Here is a 20,946-nt window from a genome sequence, read left to right as displayed (position 1 = left end):
GTGCGTAACCAATCGCACGCTTAACGATCAGCCGTCCGGGACACAGATCATTTCCCGAGAGAACGCGACAGCCTTTCGCGGTGGTGATTCAACACCTCGAAGGTCTCTTCGCGCGTGGTGGTCGTCACCGACAGCTTCGTGAACGCCTGGTGGTAGGTCTCCACCGCGGCGGTCTCGGTGATCAGCTCCTCCGACTCGATCCCGTGGGCGCAGGCGATGTCGGGCTCGAACGCCTCGGCGAAGCGCCACAGGGTGAACGGGCCGGTACGCGGCACGTAGGCGGGATCGTCCATCGGCACGACGTGCAGGGAGACGTTGGGCCGCTTGGCGTGCTCCAGCAGCAGGTCGAGCTGGCGGAGCTGGACGTGCCGGCCGACGATCGAGCGCATCAGGACGCTCTCGTCGATCACCGCCCACACCACGAGCCCGCCGTTGCGGGCCACGGCCTCCTGGCGGGCCATCACGAGGGCCACCGCCTCGGTCACCGTCGCCTGACCGAGGGTCGCGGGCCCGGTCACGGTGACGGCGGCCCTGGCGTATTCCTCGGTCTGCAGCAGCGGCGGGACGAACTGGTTGTGGTAGGTGCGGATCACCGTGGCCCGCTGTTCGAGAGCGTAGGTGGTGGCCAGCCAGACGGGCACCGAGTGCGCGTCGAACCAGGCGGCCTCGCGCTCGCCCCGGGCCAGCGACAGGACGTATTCGCGGATGGGCGGGGCGGTGACGCCGTAGACGGCGAGCAGGCGTTCGACGGTGATGGGCGCGGGGGCGAGCCGGCCCTCTTCGATGGCGGGGATGGCGGCCGCGCCCTTGCCGACCGCGGTCTCCACCTGCTCGACGGAGAGCTGGGCGGCCGTCCGCAGGCCGTGCAGCCGCTTGCCGAGCGCCCTGCGCTGTGGCCCGCTCAGCGGCGCGGCGGCCTCCGGGATCTCGGAGCTGGGCTCCGGCTCCTCGGGCAGCCCCTCGGCCTTGCGGGCGAGCTCGACCACGCCGCGCAGGACGGCCAGCGAGCCCTCCGACAGCCCGGAGGCCGACAGGCCGATGGTGGCCGCGCGCAGTTGCAGGTCCTCCGCGGAGCCCGACTCCGGGAAGTCGTCGCCGACCAGCCAGCCCACGCTCACCTGCAGGCAGGAGGCCAGTGCCCGCAGCACCTGGAGGGTCGGGTTGGTCTGCTTGCCGGTGCGTAGCTGGCTGACGTAGGCCCTGGTGATGGGAATGCCCGCCTCCGTCAGCGTGGAGGCGACCTGCGCGCCGGTGAAGCCGCGCTTGGTCAGCGCGAGATCGAGCCGTTCGGCGAAGTTCGCCACGGCACACCTCCTACCGCCCGTGAACTTTCCCAGCGTAAGGGACCGCGGGCCACACTGTCCCCTGCCATCCGGGCAAGCTCTGCCACGCGGGCGGGTACCAACATGTTCGCAAACTGTGAGTTGACATACCCCCGCCCGTAAGCAGACTATCGGAGCGCGTGGTAACTGTGACTTAACAGTCGGACGGAACCTGAAGAGTTCACCGACGAGGAGGTGGCCGGACGTGACCATGGATGCCTCGGGCGGTTCCTGGGTCGCCGAAGATCCGGTCTCCCGTGGGCAGGAGCAGGTGGTCCAGCGCATCTGCGCGCGTGTGGCCGGGCCCGTCGCCGGGGCCGGCGTGCACGTCGCGAGCCTGCCACTCGGCGGGGTCGAGGTCTGGCTGGACAACGCCCGTCACCGCTGGCGTTTCCATCACCGGATGGCTCGCGAGCTGCGGCTGGCCGGCTGGCACACGGAGACGGGACCTGATCGGCTGCTGTTGCTCGGCTGGAGTGCGGTGGGCCTGAGCCACCGCGCCCGCATGCTGGGCGCGGCCCTCACGGGACGGCTGGCCGACTTCGACAGGACGGCCTTCACGGCCGTCATGATCGCCACCCGGCTGTGTCACGCGGGGTTCCCCGTCGAGGAACTTCCGGCCGAGGTGGAAGCTCGCTGCGGCGACGCGTTGCGCTGGCCCGCCCGGCTGGCCGATCTCGACGGCCTCGAACGAAGGTCGTCCCTGGAGCCGCTGCGGCTCCGGCTGGCCCAGGTGGCCGGGCTGGAGGCCAAGGTGCTCCGTCGCTGCGGCGAGCATCTCGCGCTCGCCTCGAAAGTCGCGCGTACGGTGGCCGGTGGTGCGGGGCCGGTCCGGGCGCGCGTCTCGGGGTCGCGGGTGTCACCAGCGGGTACGGGGCTGACGGAGCGCCTGGTATGCGTGAGCGTCCCCAACAGCGTGCCCGACGACGTGACCGGCACCGCCATGAGCGCGGGGACGGCGAAATGACCCTGACGCCCCTTCTCGAACACCGGGCCACCCCGGTCCCGCCGGCCGTACCACGGCCACGGCGACCGGACCCGGCCGACGCGGCAGGCCCGCGTCATCGGGCCGGGAGGCGGATGGCCGTGTCACGGCCGGCCGCTCGCGGCGCGGTGTCCGTGATCGCGGCGGACCGCGTGACGGCGGCCACCGCCCCGTCCTGGCAGGTCGTCGTGGGCGGGCGGCTGATCCAGGGCACCGGCGCCGCCTTGATGTTCCCCTCCTCGCTCGCGCTGCTCCTCGGCGCGTTGCCCGCGAGCCGCAGGGCTTGGGGCGTCGCGCTGTGCTGCGCGGGCGGCGGCGGCGGAATGCTGGCGCTGCTATCGAGTAGCGGGGGGCTGCCGGCCGTGCACGTCCGGCAGACCCTGTTCGTCCCCTGCGTGGGACCGGTGGCAGCGCTGATGCCGCTGGCCCCGGCGCTTCCCCATCCCCCCGGCACCGTGCGTCACGTGCCCGACAATGTCGGTACGGTGCCGCTGGCCGGCGCGGTAGCGGCTGGCGTGCCGGCCAACCCGAGGGGTAGCGTCTGGGGCCGGCTTTCTCCCCGTTCGCCGGGCCGCGCGGCCGCGTTCGCCGTGCCGCTGACGGGGTCGCTCGCGATCTCGTGGCGGCATCGCGCGGGCGCGATCGGCGCTGTTGCCGGCAATGATCGTGTCGAGTGTGGCAGCCACCCTGGCCGGTCGCCCTACAGGCCAGTACGGGGTCATCTATGGCGGGGGCCTCGTGCTCGGCGGGGGCTGTGCGCTGATTCGGCACGCCTCCGCGATCGGCACCATCGGCACGGTGGCGATGCTGGGCGGTGCGATCGGCGTGACGGGCGCCACGATGCCGATCGACCGGCCGTTCCTGGAGGGACCGGTGCCCGGGTACGCCTCCGTGCTGGTGGTCGTGCTGCCGGCCGCCGTCTTGCTCGCCGCCACGGCGCTGGTGCGGGTCGCCGGGGCGTCGGGCCGAGGGATGGAACATCGATCTCAACGCGCGGCGGAAGAGGAGCCGGCGAAGCCCCGCCGGCTCCTCGCCGAGCCGCGCGACCGGCTCAACCAGGTGCGGAGCGAGGCCGAGGAGAAACCGGCCCGCTTCGACGCCCCGACGTGTCCCCGACCAGTGTGATCAACCCGCGATGAACCAGGAGCGAAACATGCTCACCGAAGAAGAGCGCAGGTCACAACCACACGAAGTGCACGCACGTGGCGTACGCCCCGGCGCGCCGCCATCGTCCCGGGGCGAGGACCGGAACGGTGATCCGGCGGGCCCGGCGCGTACCGTGCACCGGCTGCGCCGAATGCGGCAGGTGCCCGTGCGGGCCGTCACCGAGATCGGCCAGGCACACCGGCACCGCGCCGACTGAACCCCTGCCTCCCCCGAACCCCGCCATCCCTCCCAGGAGGAGCTCCCATGCGCACCGTCCTCGCACCCGCACGAAACGGGGGTGGGCTGTGAACCGCGGCAGGGTGGGCGTGATCGTGGCGCCCGCGAACCCGTCCGCCGAGCCCGAGCTGACCCGGCTACTCGGCTCACGCGCCGACATGCACGTCACCCGATTCCCGGTACGGCACGGCCTGAGCCTGGCCGGACGACTCGAAAGCTACAACGCGGCCCTGCCCTCCATGGTCTGGGCGTTCGACGGCCTGCCGCTGAGCGCCATGGTCATGGCCTGCAGCGAGCCCCGCTACCTGATCGGCCCGGAGGAGGACCGCCACCAGTGCGCCGAGCTGAGCGCCAACTCCGGGGTGCCGTTCGCCTCGGCCACGCTGGCCACGCGCGAGGCGATGCAGCACGTCGGGGCGGGCGAGATCGTGCTGGTCTCGCCGTACCAGCCGTGGCTGACCGAGCTGGCCGAGCGGTTCTGGAAGACCTCGGGCCTGAACGTCACCCAGGTCGTCCAGGTACGCGCCAAGAACGGCTACTCCCCCTACGCCATCACCCCCGCCGAGCTGATCAGCCAGGTCGAGCTCGCGGAACCGCCGGATGACGCGGTGCTGCTGCTCACCGGCACCGGCATGGCCACGCTGCCCGCGCTCGGCCCGCTGAGCGCCGGCAACGAACGCCTCCTGCTCACCTCGAACCTCTGTACGGCCTGGTGGGCCCTGTCCAGGGCCGTCGGCCGGCACGTGACGCTGGGCCGGGTGCCCCACCGCCCCCGCATGGCGACCGCCGGGCGCGCCCAGGTGGGAGGCACGGCATGAAGGGCGTCATCGTGGTCGGCGCGGGACCCGCGGGCCTGACCGCGGCGCTCTCGCTGGCCAGGGCCGGCATCCCGGTCACCGTGCTGGAGAGCGAGAACGAGCTACCGCGGCAGTCGCGCGCCTGCACCTTCCACCCGGCCACCCTCGACCTGCTGGACGACCTCGGCGTGGCCTCCCGGCTGGTGGCCAAGGGCCGCGTGGTCGACCGGGTGCAGTGGCGCGACCGCTCCGGGATCGTGCTGGCCGAGATGGGCATGAACCGGCTGGACGGCCTGACCAAGCATCCGTTCCGCATCCACGCCGACCAGACGTCGCTGACCCCGCTGCTGCTGTCCGCCCTGAGCGCCTACCCCGACGTGGACGTGCGGTTCGGCACCCACGTGGACGGCGTGGCCGAGGGCGGGACCGGAATCCGGGTCCGCGTCGGCCACACGTGGACGCGGGCCCGGTACATGATCGCCGCCGACGGCGCGCACAGCACGGTACGGGGTTCGCTGGGGCTGCCGTTCCCCCGGTCCACGTATCCGACGCAGGCGCTGCGGGTGTTCACCGACTCGCCGCTCGACCGGCTGCTGCCGAGCATGGCGCCGCTGACGTACGTACGGGACGTGCAGCAGTCGTGCACCCTGCTCGCGCTGCCGGACCACTGGCGGATCATCTTCAAGATCCCGTGTGACACGCACGAGCCGCTGTCGCCCTCGAACCTGTCCCTGCTGGTCCGCCGGACCCTGCCGGGGGCCAGCGAGCCCATCCACGTGACGGGCGCCGACCGGTTCGGGCTGTCGCGGGGGGTGCTGACGTCGTACCGGTGCGGGCGGGTGCTGTTCGTGGGCGACGCCGCCCACCTGACCTCCACGGTCGGCGGGCTCAACATGAACGCGGGCATCCACGACGCCGTCGAGGTCGGCCAGGTGATCGCGGCCGTGATCGGGGGCTACGCCCCGCCCGCCGCGCTGGAGGCGTGGGCCTGGCGGCGGCGCTCGGTGCTGCTGCAACGGGTGGTACCGCGCGGTGAGACGCGGCTCGCCGGCGTGCGCGAGCGCGACAGCGCCCGGCTGGCCGCGGCCATGGCGGGGCTGCGGGCCATCGCCGGGGATCCCGACGCGACCCGGGCCTACCTGGCCCAGGCGTCGCTGCTGGACACTGTGGCCCATTCCGGGGCCCATTCCGGGGCCCATTCCGGCGGCCCTCCTTCCGCCGGGCCGGATCCCGTCGGAAGGTCCTGACCTGTCATCACCGTGATCCGCGTACCGACCGGAGGAGGTGTGAGGCGAGATGTGGCGAACCCTGTCCGATGACGCGCGCCAGGCCGTACGCGGCCTGTGCGACCAGCACGGAGCCCGCCTCTACGACTACTGCCGCACCGAGCTCTCCGCCGGCGACGCCGAGCAGGCGGTCGCCGGCGCCATGCTCACGGCGCACCTGTACGCGGAACGCATGCTGGATCCCGCCCTGCGGCGAGCCTGGCTGTACGGGGTGGCCAGGGCGCACCGGGCGGTCGTCGCCAAGCCCGCGAGCATCGGCTCGTGGTCGCGCCCCGGCCGCATGTCGGAGCTGCTGCCCGAGGCGCTGCTGTCGCTGGAGCGCCCGCAGCGGGAGCTGCTCGACCTGTCCCAGCGGCACGGCCTGGCCGACGCCGAGCTGGCCGCGATCTTCGGGTTGAGCACAGCCGAGGTGCGCTCCATCGTGGCCGGGGCCGCGGCCGCCCTGGAGGAGTGGTTCGCCGCGGTCATCGCCGCGCGCGGCCGCGACGGGTGCCCCGACCTGATGGCCCGGGTGGCGGAGTGGGTCCGGGCCCCCGGCAGGCGCGCCAGGGCCAGGATCGGCCGTCACATCCACTCCTGCCCGACCTGCCGGGCGGCGCCCAGGACGATGACGGCGGGCACGCTGCTGCGCCGCCTGCCGATCACGGCGCTGCCCGGCACGCTTCCCAACCGGCTGACGTCGGCGCAGCCGCTGCCCGGAGAGGGACCCCTCTGGCGGGCGGACGGCTTCCCGGTGCAGGCACGCACACTGGTGGAGACGGGTCCGGCTCCCGTCCCGCCGGTCGCCGACGTCACGCCGTCCGCCCAGGTCGCCGACCCCACGACGGCGACCTCGGGAAAGCCCTGGTCGGCGGCGGGCGCGGCTGCCGCCGACCAGGAGCTTCCCGCCACGGCGGACCAGGAGCGTCCCACGGCCGGCCGGGAGCGTCCCGCGGGCGGCGGCGACCAGCAACCTCTCGCGGCTCCGGCGATCCGCGGGCGGCACCCGTTCGCCCCGCCGAGCCGGACGCGGGCCCTGCGCGCCTCGAGCCCCGGCGCCTACGGCGACAAGCTCGTCTACAGCGCCGCCCTCACAGGCGAGAGCAACGGTACGCACAGCACCGGGGCGATCATCCGCTACGGCGGTATCCCCCTGACCGGCCTGGACCGGCGGTCCGGCACGGACGGCGCGAACGGCGCGAACGGCGCCGACGGCGTCCAGGAGTTCTGGCGCGACCGGCCCGACGAGGACGACCCCGAGGCCGGGGCGCCGATCAGGACCGTGGCCAGGCTCGGGCTGATCGTCGGCGTGGGGCTGCTGCTGGCGGGCCTGATCTGGGCCATCATGAACGCCCGCGAGCAGCCGGCCGCGATCACCAAGGCGGCCGCCGTAGAGAGCGCCGTGGAGAGCGCCGACCGGGCGCGGGAGCCGTCGCGCTGGGTGGCCGGGGTGACGGCCGCCGCCGGGTCCGGCATCGAGCGGGTGGCCAAGAAGGTCGAGCTGCCGCGGCCGGCGGCGCCGGTAGCGCGGTTGTCACCGGCGTCGGCATGGCTGGGCGCGGAGCGTACCGGGTCGTTCTCGTTGTCGTGCACGGGCCACTGCGAGATCGTCTCGGCCACCACCACGAACGGCATCGCGGTGTCCGGCACGACCTTCAGGGTGACCGCGCCCGTCCCCCGGAGCGGGTGTGACACGCGCGTGGAGCGCGGGCGGATCACCCTGCGCTGGACCGGCCGGACCACCGGCGACGGCAGGCGCACCGGCGGGACCACCCTCGCCGAGGGCACCCTGACCATGAACGTGTCCTGGGCGGTGCCCCTCGACGAGGACGGGAGCTCGCGGGTGCCCGACTCGCGGCACCGGAGCGAGTGCGGGTAGGCGGCCTCGGGCCCGCGCGGGGCCCAAGGCCGGTCGGACGGTTTAGAAGAAGTGGAACCCGGGCTCGGGCTCGGGCAGCTCGACCTGGTCGGGGCCGTGGAACCTGGCGGTGTCCTTCGGCACGTCGGCCAGCGGCGTGCCGAGCACGAACGGGAGCGTGACGCTGGACTTGGCCAGGTCGACGGTCACGTTGGCGCCGGTGCCGGTCTCGTCGCTGTAGGTGGAGTCGGTGCCCGCGATCACCAGGCCGATCCGGTGCCCCTTCCTGAAGGTGTAGTCCTGCGGCAGCGTCAGCCACTTGACCGTGCCGTACGTGCCCACCGGCAGCGGCTTGGCCCGGGTCAGCGAGTCACGGTTCTGTACGTCGATCCAGCCGCGGGCGACGACTTCCAGCGGGCGGGTGGCCACGTTGGTGACGACCTTGCGGTAGCAGCCGTCGTCGGCCGCGGTGCTCTCCCCGTGGCAGTCCTCCTCGGTGAGCGTGGTGATGCCCTGGCCGCGCCGCCAGTCGACGCGGGTGGCCTCGCCGAAGTCGACGAGCAGGGCGGTCAGGTTGGAGGTGGGTTTGTCCAGCTTGACCCGCAGGTCGGCGGTGGGCGTGCCGGACAGGCGCAGGTCGAGCGGGAGCGCGCCCGTGGTGAACGCCACCCGGCCCGGGTCGGCCGTGCCGACGTCGGCCACCATGTCGTTCTCGCTCATGTTCACGTCGGTGAAGGAGGCGGTGCTGTTCTTCTTCGCGGGCTTGAGGCCGAGCGAGCCGTCGGACGCGGGCCGCAGCGACGCCTTGAGGGCGAACGGCGCCGGCCAGTCGCGCTGGGTGATCCACTGCGCGGGGCCGATCTCGACGTCGGCGCGCGGCTCTTGCGTGATCCCGTTGCGCACGCCGTGCAGCCAGTGGTCGAACCAGCGGTGCAGGGTGTCCACCCACAGGTCCCGGCGGCCTTCGAAGTCGAACGGGTCCACGTGCTGGGTCTGGCCGACCCAGATCTTGCGCGGCACGTGACGGTCGGCCAGCTCCTTCCACCAGGTGGAGAAGTTGTCCGGCTTGACGTTGAGGTCGTTGACGGTGTGGACGACGAAGACGCTGGCCCGGACCTTGGAGACGTCGCCGAGCAGGCCGGCGATGTAGTCGCGCTCGGCCCAGAACCGGTTGTGGTCACCGGTGTCGTCGCCGTCCTCGGCGTGCAGCCCGTCGCGTACCTGCTGGCACTTGGCGTCGGGGTCGGTGTCCACGGCGTTGGTCAGGTAGCGGACGTAGTCGTAGTTGTAGATCACGCCGTTGGAGCGCTGGTACTTGTACCAGGAGCTGATCGCCGAGATCGGGACGATGGTCTCCAGGCCCTTCACGCCGGTGGCGGCCACGGCGTTGGCGAGGGTGCCGTCGTACGACTTGCCGATCATGGCGGACTTGCCGGTGGTCCAGTCGGCCACGGCCGGGGTGCCGTCCGACTTGTACGCCTTGGCGCGGCCGTTCAGCCAGTCGATGACGGCCTTGCCGCCCAGCACGTCGGCCTTGCCGCCCATGTCCGGGCAGCCGTCGGACCTGGTGGTGCCCAGCATGTCCACGTTGAGGACGGCGTAGCCGCGGGGGACGAAGTAGTTGTCATAGAAGAGCGGAAATTTCGTGACATTTCCGGCTTCATCGTAAGCCTTGCGCTCCGACTCGTTGCCACGGCCCGAGTTGTCGTAGTACGGGCTCTCGTCAATGATCACCGGCACCCTGAGTCCCGGGCCGGACTCCTTGGGCCTGATGATGTCCACACGTACCCGGTCGAGCTTGCCGTCGAGGTCGCTGTCCACGGTGGACTCGACGTACACGTGCTCGCGGACGGCGTCCGCGTACGAGAAGACCGGCTGCGTCCGGCCGTTCTCGACGGTGATGCCCGGTCCGGCGGCCACTGCCGCCTGGGCCGGGGTCGCCACCGCCAGGGTGAGGGCGATGGCGATAAGGGTCGGGCGTAATTGTGACACGCGTGACCTCCGTGATTTATCCCTAAATTAGACGAAATCTCTCAGACGGTCCGGGAGCTGGCAAGATCCCACTCATGGATGTTCTCGACCGAGTCCGGGGCTGCCTCCTTGGCGGCGCGATCGGCGACGCCCTGGGCGCGCCGATCGAGTTTCTGTCACTGCGGCAGATCCGCCGCGATCACGGCGAGGACGGCGTCACCGGATACGCCGCGACGTGGCGGGGCACGAGCGCCCTGGTCACTGACGACACCCAGATGACTCTGTTCACTCTGGAGGGTCTGCTCACCATGCGTACCGGCCAAACCACCGCGCGGGCGGGCGGGACGACGGCGGCGGTGCGGGAGGCGTACCTGCGCTGGCTCGACACCCAGGAGCACCGCACTCCCCCACCCGCCGACCGCCCCCACCGCACGGGCCGCCTGCGCGAGGAGGGCTGGTTGTACTCGCTGCGGGCGCCGGGCAACGCGTGCCTGTCGGGGCTGCGCCAGTCGTTCCCCGGACCGGCGCCGCTGGGCCGGCCTGGGCCGGTGAACCCGGACTCGAAGGGCTGCGGCACGGTGATGCGCTCGGCGCCGTTCGGCCTGGTGACGACGGACGCGCGGGCGGCGTTCGAGGCGGCGGCGGCCTGCGCGCAGATCACGCACGGGCACCCGACCGGCTCCCTGGCCGCCGGGGCGTTCGCAGCCGTCGTCGCCCGCCTGATGACCGGCACGGAGCTGGAACCCGCCGTCCTGCACGCCCTGGAGCTTCTGACCGCCTACCCGGCGCACGAGGAGACCGCCACCGCCCTGGACGCCGCCGTGCGGCTGGCGGCGGACGGCCCGCCCACGCCGGAGCGGGTGGAGTCCCTCGGCGGCGCCTGGGTGGCCGAGGAGGCGCTGGCCATCGGTGTCTACTGCGCCCTGGCCGAGCCCTCCGTCGAGCGCGCGCTGCTGCTGTCGGTGAACCATTCCGGCGACAGCGACTCGACCGGCTCGGTGTGCGGCAACCTCCTGGGCACCCTGCACGGCGCCACCGCCCTGCCCGCCGCCTGGCTGCGGCCGCTGGAGGGCCGCGAGACGATCGAACGCCTGGCCGCCGAACTGGCCGCGTAGATCGCATCGTTACGTGCCGCGTTCCCGGCGTGGCCGCCGGCCGGAGGGGCCGCAGCGTCTAGGGTGGATCTCCTCCAGCCGATGAGAAGAGGGTGCATGCGAAACGTCGCTCGGACCTCGCTCGTTGACTCCGCCATCGACGAGCTCCGCCGGGAGATCAGCAACGGGGTGTGGCCGGTCGGCACGAAGATCCCGTCGGAGAGCCGGCTCGCCGAGAGCCTGGGCATGAGCAGGCTGTCCGTGCGGGAGGCGGTGCGCGTCCTGGCGCACGCCGGCCTGCTGCACACCCGGCAGGGCGACGGCACCTACGTGACCGCCACCGACGAGTCCCGGGTCGCCCTGCGCAGGAGGCTCGACACGGCCGCCGCCATGGACATCGTCGACGTGCGCCGCGGGCTCGACCTGGTGGCCGCCCGGCTGGCGGCGGCCCGGCGCACCGAGGAGGACCTGGCGGCCATACGGGAGACGCTGGCACGCCGCGACGCCGCGAGCCGGGCGGGCGACCTCGACGGGTTCGCCGACGCCGACGTCGACTTCCACCTGCTGGTCGCCGACGCGGCGCACAATCCGCTGCTCGGCGACCTCTACCGCAGCATGAGCGACGCCCTGCGCGACGCCGTACGCGACCAGGAGCAGGCGGCCCTGACCCCGGACAGCTCGCACGAGGACCTGCTGCGCGCGATCGAGGACGGCGACGCGGCCCGCGCGGTCGCGGTGTCCGTCGCCATCCTGGACCAGCAGAAGTTCGAGTCCTGAAGCCGGGAAGCCAGGTCGCCTACCGCGAGATGACGATCGTTTCCACGGACTCGTCCGCCGGCGGATCGGGCTCGTCGGTCCCCCTGCGCAGCAGGGGCGGCAACCGCAGGGCCGCCGCCGCGAGCAGCGCGCCCCCGGCCACGGCGATCAGCAGCGTGTACGCCGGGACCCCGCCGGAGTCCCCCGCCGCGCCGCCGGTCGCAGCCCTCGCCGGGGGCGCGGACGCCTGGCCCTGGACCGGCTGCCCCTGAGCCTCTACCTGAGCCGGCGACGCGGCCGGGGTCGTCCCGGCCGCGGTGACGGGCGTCTTACCCGGTGGGAACCCCGGCGGGCGCACGGCACCCCAGAAGTCCTGCCCGTCGGCCGGGAGGCCGAGGACGATGTCCGGAGGCACCGGGTTGACCTTGAGGGCGCCGGGGACGGTGAGCGTGCCCACCTCGTACGGCATGAAGACGCCCTGGATGCCCTCCACCTTCCACACCCCGCCGGGCACGACCACCGACGTGGCGTAGTGGCCGGCCTCCGGCAGGGCCGTGCCGTCGAACATCAGGCGCTTCCCGTCCTCCCGGGTGAGCCGCAGGCCGACACGGCCGAGATCCCCCTCGTACGGGTGGGACCCGTGCTGGAGCACCCAGAACCCCAGCGCGTACGACTTCCCGCCCTCGAACGCCGGCGGCGGCGGATCCAGGTAGGTCACCGCCCAGTTGCCCGTCGCGGCAGCCGGAACACCCCCGGCGACCAGCGCCGCCACAGTCGCCAACGCGGTGGCCAGTACGGCCAGGATCCTCTTCACGGGACCACCTCCGGTGTTGATACACCGCGGGTCCCGCATGGGTTCCAGAAAATGCGGCATTCTCCGGTGCGGCGCGCCGCGCGCTGACGAGCCGGGCGACGGCGCCGGCCGCTCCCACGGCCTTGACCCCCGCCTCGGCTCCGCCCCCTCCAGGGCACCCGGGCCGCCTCACGGCGCCGCGTGCCCGCGGAAGACCTCTCAGGAACCCTGGTTGTTCATGAGCTCCGAGATCTTCCACTGGCCGCCGTCCTTCATGAGGACGAACAGCTCGCGGTAGCTCTCCTCGCCCATCTTGCTGGTCGCCCGGACGATGGCGTCCTCGGTGCCGGCCGCGCGGGTGTCCTCGATGGTGTAGGTGACCTGCTTCATCTCGTTGTTGCCCTGGAGCTGCCCCTGGTACAGGGTCCGGATCGCCTGGGTGCCCTTGGCGGTGGCCTCCCCACCCAGCTCGACCACCGCGTTGTCGCTGAAGGAGTCGACGACCTTGTCCACGTTCCCGGCCTTGAGCGCCTTGAAGTAGCCCTCGACGGCCGTGCGCGCGCCTTCCACGCCGGTCGCCGTCGGTGACGCGGTGCCGGTCTCCGTCATGCCCGGGGACATGTCGGTCTGGCCCGGCTCGACGGTGCCCTCGCCGGTGGGCGACGCCTGGCTCGCCGACCCCTTCATCGCCTGCTGGTTACCGGTGGCGCAGCCCGCGACGAGGATGGCGGGAACGATCGCGGCAAGCAGGAGCGCCTTGCGCTGAAAAATCTTGCTCATGGCCGCTTGATGCCCCCCGCGGACTTGATCGAATGCGCGGTTTAGGCACTTCACACGACGCCTTTACCGGGTCTGGGTATTACTCACGGTAACATTTCACTGTTGTTGGAGAGATCGTTCAGAGCCGCGATCGTTGCCGCCCCGAGACCAGCGCGCGGAGCGCCGGGGATAGCGTCCCAACACGTGCCTCGAACCCCCGATTCCGCGCCCCTGCCTCAGCGTGAGGACGCCGAACGCTGTGCCAACGTCGAGGGCGGGAGGCGCTGTGTGCTGCCGGCGGCGCACCAGAGCCCCCACGTCTATCCCCCCAAGGACAACGGAGTGTAACCGCGCACCTAGAGCCTGGATGAGAGGCTCACCTCCACCAGCCCGTCGCGGACCCGCACCCGATGGACGGGCACCGACACCGCCTCCTCGTCCAGGCACACCCCGGACACCAGCGAGAACACCTGCTTGTGCAGCGGCGAAGCGACCGTCGGCTCGTCCTTCCTGGTGCCGACGATGCCGCGGGACAGCACGTACGCCCCGCTGAACGGGTCCCGGTTGCCCACCGCGTACACCTCGCCGTCGTGGGTGCGGAACAGCGCCACCTGCTCCCCGTCGACCAGCGCGCACACGCCGCGTTCCGGCAGCATCACCGTGTAGTCGCAGACCTGTGTCCAGCTCATCGGGCCACCACCGGCCTGATCTGGCCACGCTCACTGCCGAACACGATCGACGGGTCGGGCACGCCGGGCGCGTTCACGAAGCTGACGAACCTGCTCAGCTTCTCGGGGTCGTCCAGCGTGGCCCGCCACTCGTCGGCGTAGGTGGCGACGTGCTGCTCCATCTGCGCGTCCAGGTCGGCGCAGATGCCGAGCGCGTCGTTCATGATCACCTCACGGAGATAGTCGAGGCCGCCGTCCAGCGACTCCAGCCAGGCGGCGGTGCGTTGCAGCCGGTCGGCCGTGCGTACGTAGAACATCAGGAACCTGTCGATGGTCCTGACCAGGTCGTCCGTGCTGAGGTCGGTGGCCAGCAGGTCGGCGTGGCGGGGCTTGAAGCCGCCGTTGCCGCCGACGTACAGGTTCCAGCCCTGCTCGGTGGCGATGACGCCGAAGTCCTTCGACCGGGCCTCCGCGCACTCGCGGGCGCAGCCGGAGACGGCGGACTTGAGCTTGTGCGGCGAGCGCAGACCCCGGTAACGCAGCTCCAGCGCGATGGCCAGGCCGACCGAGTCCTGCACGCCGTAGCGGCACCAGGTCGAGCCGACGCAGGACTTCACCGTGCGCAGCGCCTTGCCGTACGCGTGCCCCGACTCGAACCCGGCCGCCACCAGCCGCCGCCAGATCTCCGGAAGCTGCTCGACCCGGGCACCGAACAGGTCGATGCGCTGCCCGCCGGTGATCTTCGTGTAGAGGCCGAAGTCGCGGGCCACCTCGCCGATCACGATCAGCTTGTCCGGCGTGATCTCGCCGCCCGGGATGCGCGGGACGACGGAGTAGGTGCCGTTCTTCTGCAGGTTGGCCAGGAAGTGGTCGTTGGTGTCCTGCAGCGCGGCCCGCTCGCCGTCGAGCACGTGCCCGTTGTGCAACGAGGCCAGGATGGAGGCCACCGCCGGCTTGCAGATGTCGCAACCCCGGCCCTGCCCGTGCTGGGAGATCAGCTCGGAGAACGTCGTGATGCCGCGTACCCGGACGATGTCGAACAGCTCGGCCCGGGAGTACGCGAAGTGCTCGCACAGGCTCTTGCTGACCTCGACGCCCGACTTCTCCAGCAACTGCTTGAGCAGCGGCACGCAACTGCCGCAGGTGGTCCCGGCGCGGGTGCACGCCTTGACCCCGGGCACGTCGGTGACGCCCCGGTCGGCGACGGCCGCGCGGACCTCGCCCGCGCACACGTTGTTGCACGAGCACACCTGCGCCTCGTCGGGCAGGTCCAGTGCCGCCCCGGCCCCGCTGAACAGCAGGTCGGACGGGGCGGCGGGCAACTCCTTGCCGACGAAGGGCCGCAGCGCCGCGTACGGGGCCGCGTCTCCCACGCAGATCCCGCCGAGCAGCGTCCGCGCGTCGTCGCTGATGAACAGCTTCTTGTAGACCCCGCCCACCGGATCCATGTAGGTCACGTCGAGCGCCCCGGACATCGCCCCGAACTGCGCCACCTCCACGCCCAGCAGCTTGAGCTTCGTGGACAGGTCCGCGCCGGTGAACCGCGCCGAGCCCCCGGTGATCCGGTCGGCGGCCACCTCGGCCATCGTGTTGCACGGCCCGACCAGCCCGTAGATCATGCCCTCGACCAGCGCGCACTCGCCGACGGCGTAGATGGCGGGGTCCGAGGTGCGCATCGCTGCGTCCACCACGACGCCGCCGCGCTCGCCCACCGCCAGCCCCGCCGCCCTGGCCAGCTCGTCACGCGGCCTGATGCCCGCCGAGAACACCACGACCTGCGCGTCCAGCAGCGTTCCGTCAGGCTTGCGCAGCCCGGTGACCCGGCCGCCGGCGTGCACGACCTCCGCCACGCCGGCGCCCGCGTGCACGCGCAGCCCGAGCCCCTCGATGTGGGACTTCAGCACCGCGCCGCCGCCCTCGTCCACCTGCCGCGGCATCAGCCAGGGGCTCATCTCGACGATGTGCGTCCTCAGCCCGAGCGAGCGCAGCGCGTCGGCGGCCTCCAGGCCGAGCAGCCCGCCGCCGACCACGACTCCTTCGGCGGCGTCCTTGGCGGCCACCCTGATCGCGTCCAGGTCCTCGATGGTCCGGTAGACGAAGGCGTGCTCGGCCCCGGGCACCGGCGGCACGAACGGCGCCGACCCGGTGGCCAGCACGAGCACGTCATAGGGCTCCCGGCCGGTGGTGGTGACCACCTGCCCGGCGGCCCGGTCGATCGCGGTGACCCGGCTGCCGAGCCTGGTGACGACCCCCGGGGGCACCGCGTAGGTGAGGTCCTCCGCGCTGGTGCCCGACAGGTAGGAGGTCAGCGCCACCCGGTCGTAGGCCGGGCGCGGCTCCTCCCCGATCACGGTGATCCGGCCGTCGAAGCCCCTGTCCACGAGGGTCTCGACGAGCCGGTGAGCCGCCGGGCCGTACCCGACGACGACGAGGTTCCTCATGCCGGAATCCCTTCCTGTTCGCACAGCCAGCCGATGATGCCCGCCACGGCGTCGCGGCAGGTGCCGCAGCCGGTCGTGGCCCTGGTCGCGGCCGCCACCCCGGCCACGTCCCCGGCCCCCGCCTCCCAGCACGCCCTGATCTGGCCCTTGGTCACGTTGTTGCAGCGGCAGACCGTGGCCGCGTCCGGCATCAGCGTCGGGCTTTCGGCCACCGGCGCCGACGACAGCCCGGGGAACAGCAGCCCCGCCCGGTCGCCCGGCACCGGCGCGCCGCGGTCGAAGAGCTGGGTGAGCGTGCCCACGGCGTCGCTCTCGCCCAGCAGGATCGCGCCGACCAGCCGGCCGTCGCGGATGACGAGCTTGCGGTAGGTGCCGCGGGCCCGGTGGCTGAACCGCACCACCTCGGCGTGCTCCTCGGTGAGCTGGGTCTCGCCCATCGCGGCCAGCTCCACGCTCCTGGCCTTGAGCCGGGTGACGAGCCGGGAGCCGCGGTAGAGCGCCTTGCCGCCGGTGATGACGTCCGCGGCCACGACGGCCTGCTCCCAGGCGGGGGCGACCAGGCCGTACACGGTGCCGTCGTGCTCGGCGCACTCGCCGATGGCGAAGATCGAGGGATCGTCGGTACGCAGCTCGTCGTCCACCACCACGCCGCGCCGCACCTCCAGCCCGGCCGCCGCGGCCAGGCCGGTGACGGGGCGCACGCCGCAGGCCAGCACGACCAGGTCGGCCGCGACCAGCTCACCGTCCGCCAGCCGGACGCCGTCCGCCTCCACCCCGGCGGCGCTGACGCCGGTGCGGATCTCGACGCCGAGCCCGGCCAGCGTCTCGCCCAGCACCTCGCCCGCCTCGACGTCGAGCTGGCGCTCCATCAGGTGCCCGGCCAGGTGCAGCAGGGTGACCGGCAGGCCGCGCCCGGCCAGGCCGCGGGCGGCCTCGACACCGAGCAGCCCGCCGCCGACCACCACGGCCCGGCGCGCCCGCCCGGCCGCCCGGATGATGCGCTCGCAGTCGCCGAGCGTGCGGAACGGGACGGCCCGCTCCACGCCGGGGATCGGCGGCACGATCGCGTCGCTGCCGGTGGCCAGCACCAGCAGGTCGTACGGCTCGCGCCGCCCGTCCTCGGTCACCACGGTCCTGGCGTCCCGGTCGATCCAGGCTACGGCGCTGCCGAGGACGGCCTCCACGTTGTGCGCGGCGTACCAGGAGGCGTCCAGCAGCCGTAGTTGCTCCGGCCGGGAGCTGCCGGCCAGCACGTTGGACAGCAGCACCCGGTTGTACGGCTGGCCGGTCTCCGCGCCGAACACGGTGATCCGCAGGTGCGGGTCCCGCGCGCGTACCTCGGTGACCAGCCGCGACCCGGCCATCCCGTTCCCCACGACGACAAGCCTCATGAGTCCCTCTCCACCCTGACGGCGCAGACCTTGAACTCCGGCATCCTCGACACCGGGTCGAGCGCCGGGTTGGTGAGCCGGTTGGCGCCCTCCCAGTGGAAGGGCATGAACACCGTGTCCCGCCTGATCGCGTCGCTGATCCTGGCCACGGCCTTGCTCTGGCCCCGCCTGCTGCTGACCCGCACCATGTCGCCGGCGGCGATGCCGAGCTGCTCGGCGAGGTCCGGGTGCAGCTCCACGTACGGTTCCGGGGCGGCCCGGACCAGCGGGGCGATCCTGCGGGTCTGGGCGCCGCTCTGGTAGTGCGCCAGCACCCGTCCGGTGCTCAGGTGGACGGGGTAGTCGGCGTCGGTCTCCTCGGCCGGGGGCCGGTGCTGGACGGGCACGAACCTGGCCCGGCCGTCCGGAGTGGCGAAGGAGTCCAGGAACGGGCGCGGCGTGCCGGGGTGCCCGGGCCCGGGGCAGGGCCAGAACACGCCGGTCTCGGCCACGATGCGCTCGTAGGTGATGCCGGAGTAGTCGGCGGGGCCGCCCGCGCTGGCCCGGCGCAGCTCGTCGAACACCTCGGCGGGCTCGGTGGCGAACATCGTGGTGAAGCGGTGCCCGAGCCGCCCGGCCAGGGCCGCGATGACCTCCAGGTCGCTCCTGACGCCCGCGGGCGGCTCCAGGGCACGGCGGCGGAGCAGCACCCGGCCCTCCAGGTTCGTCAGGGTGCCGGTCTCCTCGGCCCACTGCGTCACCGGGAACACCACGTCGGCCAGCGCGGCCGTCTCGGACATGACGAAGTCGCAGGTCACGAGCAGGTCGAGGGCGCCGAGGCGGGCGGCGACGTGCTCGGAGCCGGGGGCGGAGACGACCGGGTTGGAGCCGAAGAGCAGCAGCGCCCTGGGCCCGTCCGGGGTGCCGAGGGCGTCCAGCAGCTCGTACGCCGACCGCCCGGGCCCGGGGATGTCGGCGGCCGGGATCCCCCACACACCCGCGACGTGCTCCCGCGCCGCCGGGTCGTCGATCTTGCGGTATCCCGGGAGCTGGTCGGCCTTCTGCCCGTGCTCCCTGCCGCCCTGGCCGTTGCCCTGCCCGGTCAGGCACCCGTATCCGGAGCCGGCCCGGCCGGGCAGGCCCAGCGCGAGCGCCAGGTTGATGAACGCGGTGACGGTGTCGGTGCCCTTGGCGTGCTGCTCGGCGCCGCGCCCGGTCAGCACGTACGCGTTGCGGGCCGCGGCCAGCGCCCGGACCGCCTGCCGCATCTGGTGCACGGGCACCCCGGTGATCCGCTCGACCCGCTCGGGCCACCAGGAGGCCAGCGAGGTGCGTACGTCCTCGAACCCGGTGGTGCGGGCGGCCACGTACACCTCGTCCACCAGCTCGTCCGCGACGGCCACGTGCAGCAGCCCGAGCGCCAGCGCCAGGTCCGTGCCGGGCGTCGGCTGCAGGTGCAGCCAGGCCAGCCGGGCCGTCTGGGTGCGCCGCGGGTCGATCACGATCAGCCGCGGCCCGTCCAGGTGCCGCACGAACGGCGGCATCGTCTCGGCCACGTTCGCACCGGCCAGCAGCACCACGTCGGCGGCGTCGAGGTCGGTGATCGGGAACGGCATCCCGCGGTCCAGACCGAACGCCCGGATCGACGCGGCGGCGGCCGACGACATGCAGAAGCGGCCGTTGTAGTCGATCTGGCTGGTGCCGAGCGCGACCCTGGCGAACTTGCCGAGCTGGTAGGCCTTCTCGTTGGTCAGCCCGCCCCCGCCGAACACCGCGACGGCGTCCGGGCCGTACTCGGCGCGCAGGGCGGCCAGCCGGGCGGCCACGTGGTCGAGCGCGACCTCCCACGTCACGGGCTCGCCGTGGAGCAGCGGGCTGGTCAGCCGCGCGCCGTTGACCAGCAGCTCGCCCGCCGTCCAGCCCTTCTGGCACAGCGCTCCCCCAGCCGGCCGCAGGGCGTTGGCGGGGATGTCGGTCCGCGGGCTGACGGCCGGCCCGGGACCGAGCTCCATGCCGCACTGCAGCGCGCAGTACGGGCAGTGGGTCGCCGTCACGTCAGACCCGGGCATGGGCGAGGCTCGCTACGACGGACACGCCGACCCGGCGGGTGTAGCACCACCAGGTCAGCAGGAAACAGGCCAGGTAGAACAGGGCGAAGGCGAGGAAGGCGGGGGCCGGGGTGCCGGCGGCGGCGAACGCCATGCCGAACGCCCGGTTGATGAGGAACCCGCCGAGCGCCCCGACCGCCGAGATGATCCCGATGGCGGCCGCCGCCTGCCGCTTGCCGTGCAGCAGGGCCTGTTCGCCCGCGCCGCGCTCGGCCACGGCCTTGGCCTGGAAGATGGCCGGGATCATGCGGTAGGTGGAGCCGTTACCGATGCCGGAGGTCAGGAACAGCAACTGGAAGGCCAGGAAGAACAGCCAGAACCGGCCCGAGCCGGCCGCCGCCCACACCAGCAGCACGCCGCCGCCCATCGCGGCGAAGGTCCACAGCGTGACCGGCGCGCCGCCGAGCCGGTCGGCCAGCCACCCGCCCACCGGCCTGATCAGCGACCCGAGCAGCGGCCCGGCGAAGGCCACCGCCGCGTACGGCGAGCCGGGGAACAGGCTGTGGCTCAGCAGCGGGAAGGCCGTCGAGTAGCCGATGAACGAGCCGAACGTGCCGATGTAGAGAAACGACATGATCCAGGTCTGCGCCCGCCCCGCCACGGCGAGTTGCTCGCGCGGGTCGGCCCTGGCGCTGGTCAGGTTGTCCATGAAGAACCAGGCGCAGGCGGCGGCCACGACGATGAACGGGATCCAGAACCATCCGGCCGCCGCCAGCCCGAGCGAGCCGATCACCAGCGGCATGACGAGCTGGACGGAGGAGACGCCGACGTTGCCGCCCGCGGCGTTCAGCCCCAGCGCGATCCCCTGCTTGGCGCGGGGGTAGAAGTAGGTGATGTTGGCCATGCTGGAGGCGAAGTTCCCGCCGCCGACCCCGGCCAGCGCCGCGATCACCAGGAACAGCCAGTACGGCGTGCCGGGATCGCGCACCGCCACGCCCAGCAGCACGGCGGGGACGAGCAGCAGCAGCGCGCTGACCACGGTGAAGTTGCGCCCGCCGAACCTGGCCGGGCCGAACGTGTAGGGCACCCGGAGCACCGACCCGATCAGGTTCGGCAGCGCGACCAGCCAGAAGAGCTGGTCGGTGGTGAACTCGTAGGCCCCCATCCGGGTCGCCACGATGCTCCACAAGGTCCACACGGTGAAGCCCAGGTGCTCGGCCGCGATCGAGAAGACCAGGTTGCGGCGCGCCACGCGCCTGCCGGAGCTCTCCCAGAAAGCGGGGTCATCGGGGTGCCACTCGGTGATCCAGCGCGCCATCGACCTCTCCTACGCTCGGCGTCCGGAAGCACCAACGTAGGAAGGGCGCGTTACGCACAATGACCGTCCGTGGCCGTGCGTTCGTTACGGGTCATTCACGGCGGTAACATGCCACGCA

The 20,946-nt window shown here is 72.7% G+C and carries 17 protein-coding genes; 8 read left to right on the top strand and 9 right to left on the bottom strand.

Annotated features, from left to right (window positions below):
* Positions 1-47: 47 nt before the first annotated feature.
* Positions 48-1,304, bottom strand: coding sequence for a Scr1 family TA system antitoxin-like transcriptional regulator (locus tag ABGB18_RS08945; RefSeq protein ID WP_347694921.1), 1,257 nt, complete (start codon positions 1,302-1,304; stop codon positions 48-50).
* Positions 1,305-1,527: 223 nt separating this feature from the next.
* On the opposite strand from ABGB18_RS08945, the gene ABGB18_RS08940 reads away from it, so the two are divergent.
* From ABGB18_RS08940 to ABGB18_RS08915, 6 genes are all read left to right on the top strand, one after another.
* Entirely contained in the window at positions 1,528-2,289 is a 762-nt protein-coding gene (locus ABGB18_RS08940) for a hypothetical protein (RefSeq protein WP_347694920.1), read from the top strand.
* Between the two features lie 693 nt (positions 2,290-2,982).
* On the top strand, positions 2,983-3,432 hold the full coding sequence (locus tag ABGB18_RS08935; RefSeq protein WP_347694919.1) for a hypothetical protein: 450 nt from the start codon (positions 2,983-2,985) through the stop codon (positions 3,430-3,432).
* 28 nt (positions 3,433-3,460) lie between these two features.
* Positions 3,461-3,670: a hypothetical protein gene (locus ABGB18_RS08930; protein WP_347694918.1), complete on the top strand. Its 210-nt coding sequence runs from the start codon at positions 3,461-3,463 to the stop codon at positions 3,668-3,670.
* Between the two features lie 88 nt (positions 3,671-3,758).
* Positions 3,759-4,508 (top strand): hypothetical protein, encoded by a 750-nt coding sequence (locus ABGB18_RS08925; protein ID WP_347694917.1) that lies wholly within the window; start codon positions 3,759-3,761, stop codon positions 4,506-4,508.
* Positions 4,505-5,734 (top strand): FAD-dependent oxidoreductase, encoded by a 1,230-nt coding sequence (locus ABGB18_RS08920; RefSeq protein ID WP_347694916.1) that lies wholly within the window; start codon positions 4,505-4,507, stop codon positions 5,732-5,734. Before ABGB18_RS08925 ends, ABGB18_RS08920 begins: the two co-directional genes overlap by 4 nt.
* 49 nt (positions 5,735-5,783) lie before the next feature.
* Positions 5,784-7,631 (top strand): hypothetical protein, encoded by a 1,848-nt coding sequence (locus ABGB18_RS08915; RefSeq protein WP_347694915.1) that lies wholly within the window; start codon positions 5,784-5,786, stop codon positions 7,629-7,631.
* Positions 7,632-7,673: 42 nt separating this feature from the next.
* Here the strand turns inward: ABGB18_RS08915 and ABGB18_RS08910 are convergent, their stop codons facing one another.
* Positions 7,674-9,602: a Xaa-Pro dipeptidyl-peptidase gene (locus ABGB18_RS08910; RefSeq protein WP_347694914.1), complete on the bottom strand. Its 1,929-nt coding sequence runs from the start codon at positions 9,600-9,602 to the stop codon at positions 7,674-7,676.
* A gap of 74 nt (positions 9,603-9,676) precedes the next feature.
* Here ABGB18_RS08910 and ABGB18_RS08905 point away from each other — a divergent pair, with 74 nt between their 5' ends.
* Together ABGB18_RS08905 and ABGB18_RS08900 are read left to right on the top strand one after the other, a co-directional pair.
* Positions 9,677-10,696, top strand: a complete 1,020-nt coding sequence (locus tag ABGB18_RS08905; protein WP_347694913.1) for an ADP-ribosylglycohydrolase family protein — start codon at positions 9,677-9,679, stop codon at positions 10,694-10,696.
* A gap of 96 nt (positions 10,697-10,792) precedes the next feature.
* Positions 10,793-11,452: an FCD domain-containing protein gene (locus ABGB18_RS08900; protein ID WP_347694912.1), complete on the top strand. Its 660-nt coding sequence runs from the start codon at positions 10,793-10,795 to the stop codon at positions 11,450-11,452.
* Positions 11,453-11,471: 19 nt separating this feature from the next.
* Here the strand turns inward: ABGB18_RS08900 and ABGB18_RS08895 are convergent, their stop codons facing one another.
* The 7 genes from ABGB18_RS08895 to ABGB18_RS08865 all read right to left on the bottom strand — a co-directional run bounded on the left by ABGB18_RS08895 (position 11,472) and on the right by ABGB18_RS08865 (position 20,828).
* The gene (locus ABGB18_RS08895) at positions 11,472-12,245 is read right to left on the bottom strand and encodes a hypothetical protein (RefSeq protein WP_347694911.1); all 774 of its coding nucleotides are present in this window, start codon (positions 12,243-12,245) and stop codon (positions 11,472-11,474) included.
* 198 nt (positions 12,246-12,443) lie between these two features.
* A complete protein-coding gene (locus ABGB18_RS08890; protein ID WP_347694910.1) occupies positions 12,444-13,004 on the bottom strand; it encodes a nuclear transport factor 2 family protein in 561 nt (186 codons plus the stop codon).
* Positions 13,005-13,339: 335 nt separating this feature from the next.
* A complete protein-coding gene (nirD, locus tag ABGB18_RS08885) occupies positions 13,340-13,672 on the bottom strand; it encodes a nitrite reductase small subunit NirD (RefSeq protein ID WP_347694909.1) in 333 nt (110 codons plus the stop codon).
* Positions 13,669-16,092: a nitrite reductase large subunit NirB gene (gene nirB, locus ABGB18_RS08880; protein ID WP_347694908.1), complete on the bottom strand. Its 2,424-nt coding sequence runs from the start codon at positions 16,090-16,092 to the stop codon at positions 13,669-13,671. The genes nirD and nirB overlap by 4 nt, the downstream gene beginning before the upstream one ends.
* Positions 16,089-17,483: an FAD-dependent oxidoreductase gene (locus ABGB18_RS08875; RefSeq protein WP_347694907.1), complete on the bottom strand. Its 1,395-nt coding sequence runs from the start codon at positions 17,481-17,483 to the stop codon at positions 16,089-16,091. Before ABGB18_RS08875 ends, nirB begins: the two co-directional genes overlap by 4 nt.
* Positions 17,480-19,531 (bottom strand): molybdopterin-dependent oxidoreductase, encoded by a 2,052-nt coding sequence (locus ABGB18_RS08870; RefSeq protein ID WP_347694906.1) that lies wholly within the window; start codon positions 19,529-19,531, stop codon positions 17,480-17,482. Before ABGB18_RS08870 ends, ABGB18_RS08875 begins: the two co-directional genes overlap by 4 nt.
* Positions 19,518-20,828, bottom strand: coding sequence for an MFS transporter (locus ABGB18_RS08865; protein WP_347694905.1), 1,311 nt, complete (start codon positions 20,826-20,828; stop codon positions 19,518-19,520). The genes ABGB18_RS08870 and ABGB18_RS08865 overlap by 14 nt, the downstream gene beginning before the upstream one ends.
* Between the last annotated feature and the right edge of the window lie 118 nt (positions 20,829-20,946).

The organism is Nonomuraea sp. B12E4, from assembly GCF_039871825.1.
Classification (GTDB): domain Bacteria; phylum Actinomycetota; class Actinomycetes; order Streptosporangiales; family Streptosporangiaceae; genus Nonomuraea.
This window is presented reverse-complemented; position numbering and strand designations above follow the sequence as displayed.

What these genes read in the sequence shown, in the direction of transcription:
- ABGB18_RS08930 (WP_347694918.1), top strand. Translation starts at nt 3,461, where the DNA reads ATGCTCACCGAAGAAGAGCGCAGGTCACAACCACACGAAGTGCACGCA.
- ABGB18_RS08920 (WP_347694916.1), top strand. Translation starts at nt 4,505, where the DNA reads ATGAAGGGCGTCATCGTGGTCGGCGCGGGACCCGCGGGCCTGACCGCG.
- ABGB18_RS08915 (WP_347694915.1), top strand. Translation starts at nt 5,784, where the DNA reads ATGTGGCGAACCCTGTCCGATGACGCGCGCCAGGCCGTACGCGGCCTG.
- ABGB18_RS08905 (WP_347694913.1), top strand. Translation starts at nt 9,677, where the DNA reads ATGGATGTTCTCGACCGAGTCCGGGGCTGCCTCCTTGGCGGCGCGATC.
- ABGB18_RS08900 (WP_347694912.1), top strand. Translation starts at nt 10,793, where the DNA reads ATGCGAAACGTCGCTCGGACCTCGCTCGTTGACTCCGCCATCGACGAG.
- ABGB18_RS08890 (WP_347694910.1), bottom strand. Translation starts at nt 13,004, where the DNA reads ATGAGCAAGATTTTTCAGCGCAAGGCGCTCCTGCTTGCCGCGATCGTT.
- nirD (WP_347694909.1), bottom strand. Translation starts at nt 13,672, where the DNA reads ATGAGCTGGACACAGGTCTGCGACTACACGGTGATGCTGCCGGAACGC.
- nirB (WP_347694908.1), bottom strand. Translation starts at nt 16,092, where the DNA reads ATGAGGAACCTCGTCGTCGTCGGGTACGGCCCGGCGGCTCACCGGCTC.
- ABGB18_RS08875 (WP_347694907.1), bottom strand. Translation starts at nt 17,483, where the DNA reads ATGAGGCTTGTCGTCGTGGGGAACGGGATGGCCGGGTCGCGGCTGGTC.
- ABGB18_RS08870 (WP_347694906.1), bottom strand. Translation starts at nt 19,531, where the DNA reads ATGCCCGGGTCTGACGTGACGGCGACCCACTGCCCGTACTGCGCGCTG.
- ABGB18_RS08865 (WP_347694905.1), bottom strand. Translation starts at nt 20,828, where the DNA reads ATGGCGCGCTGGATCACCGAGTGGCACCCCGATGACCCCGCTTTCTGG.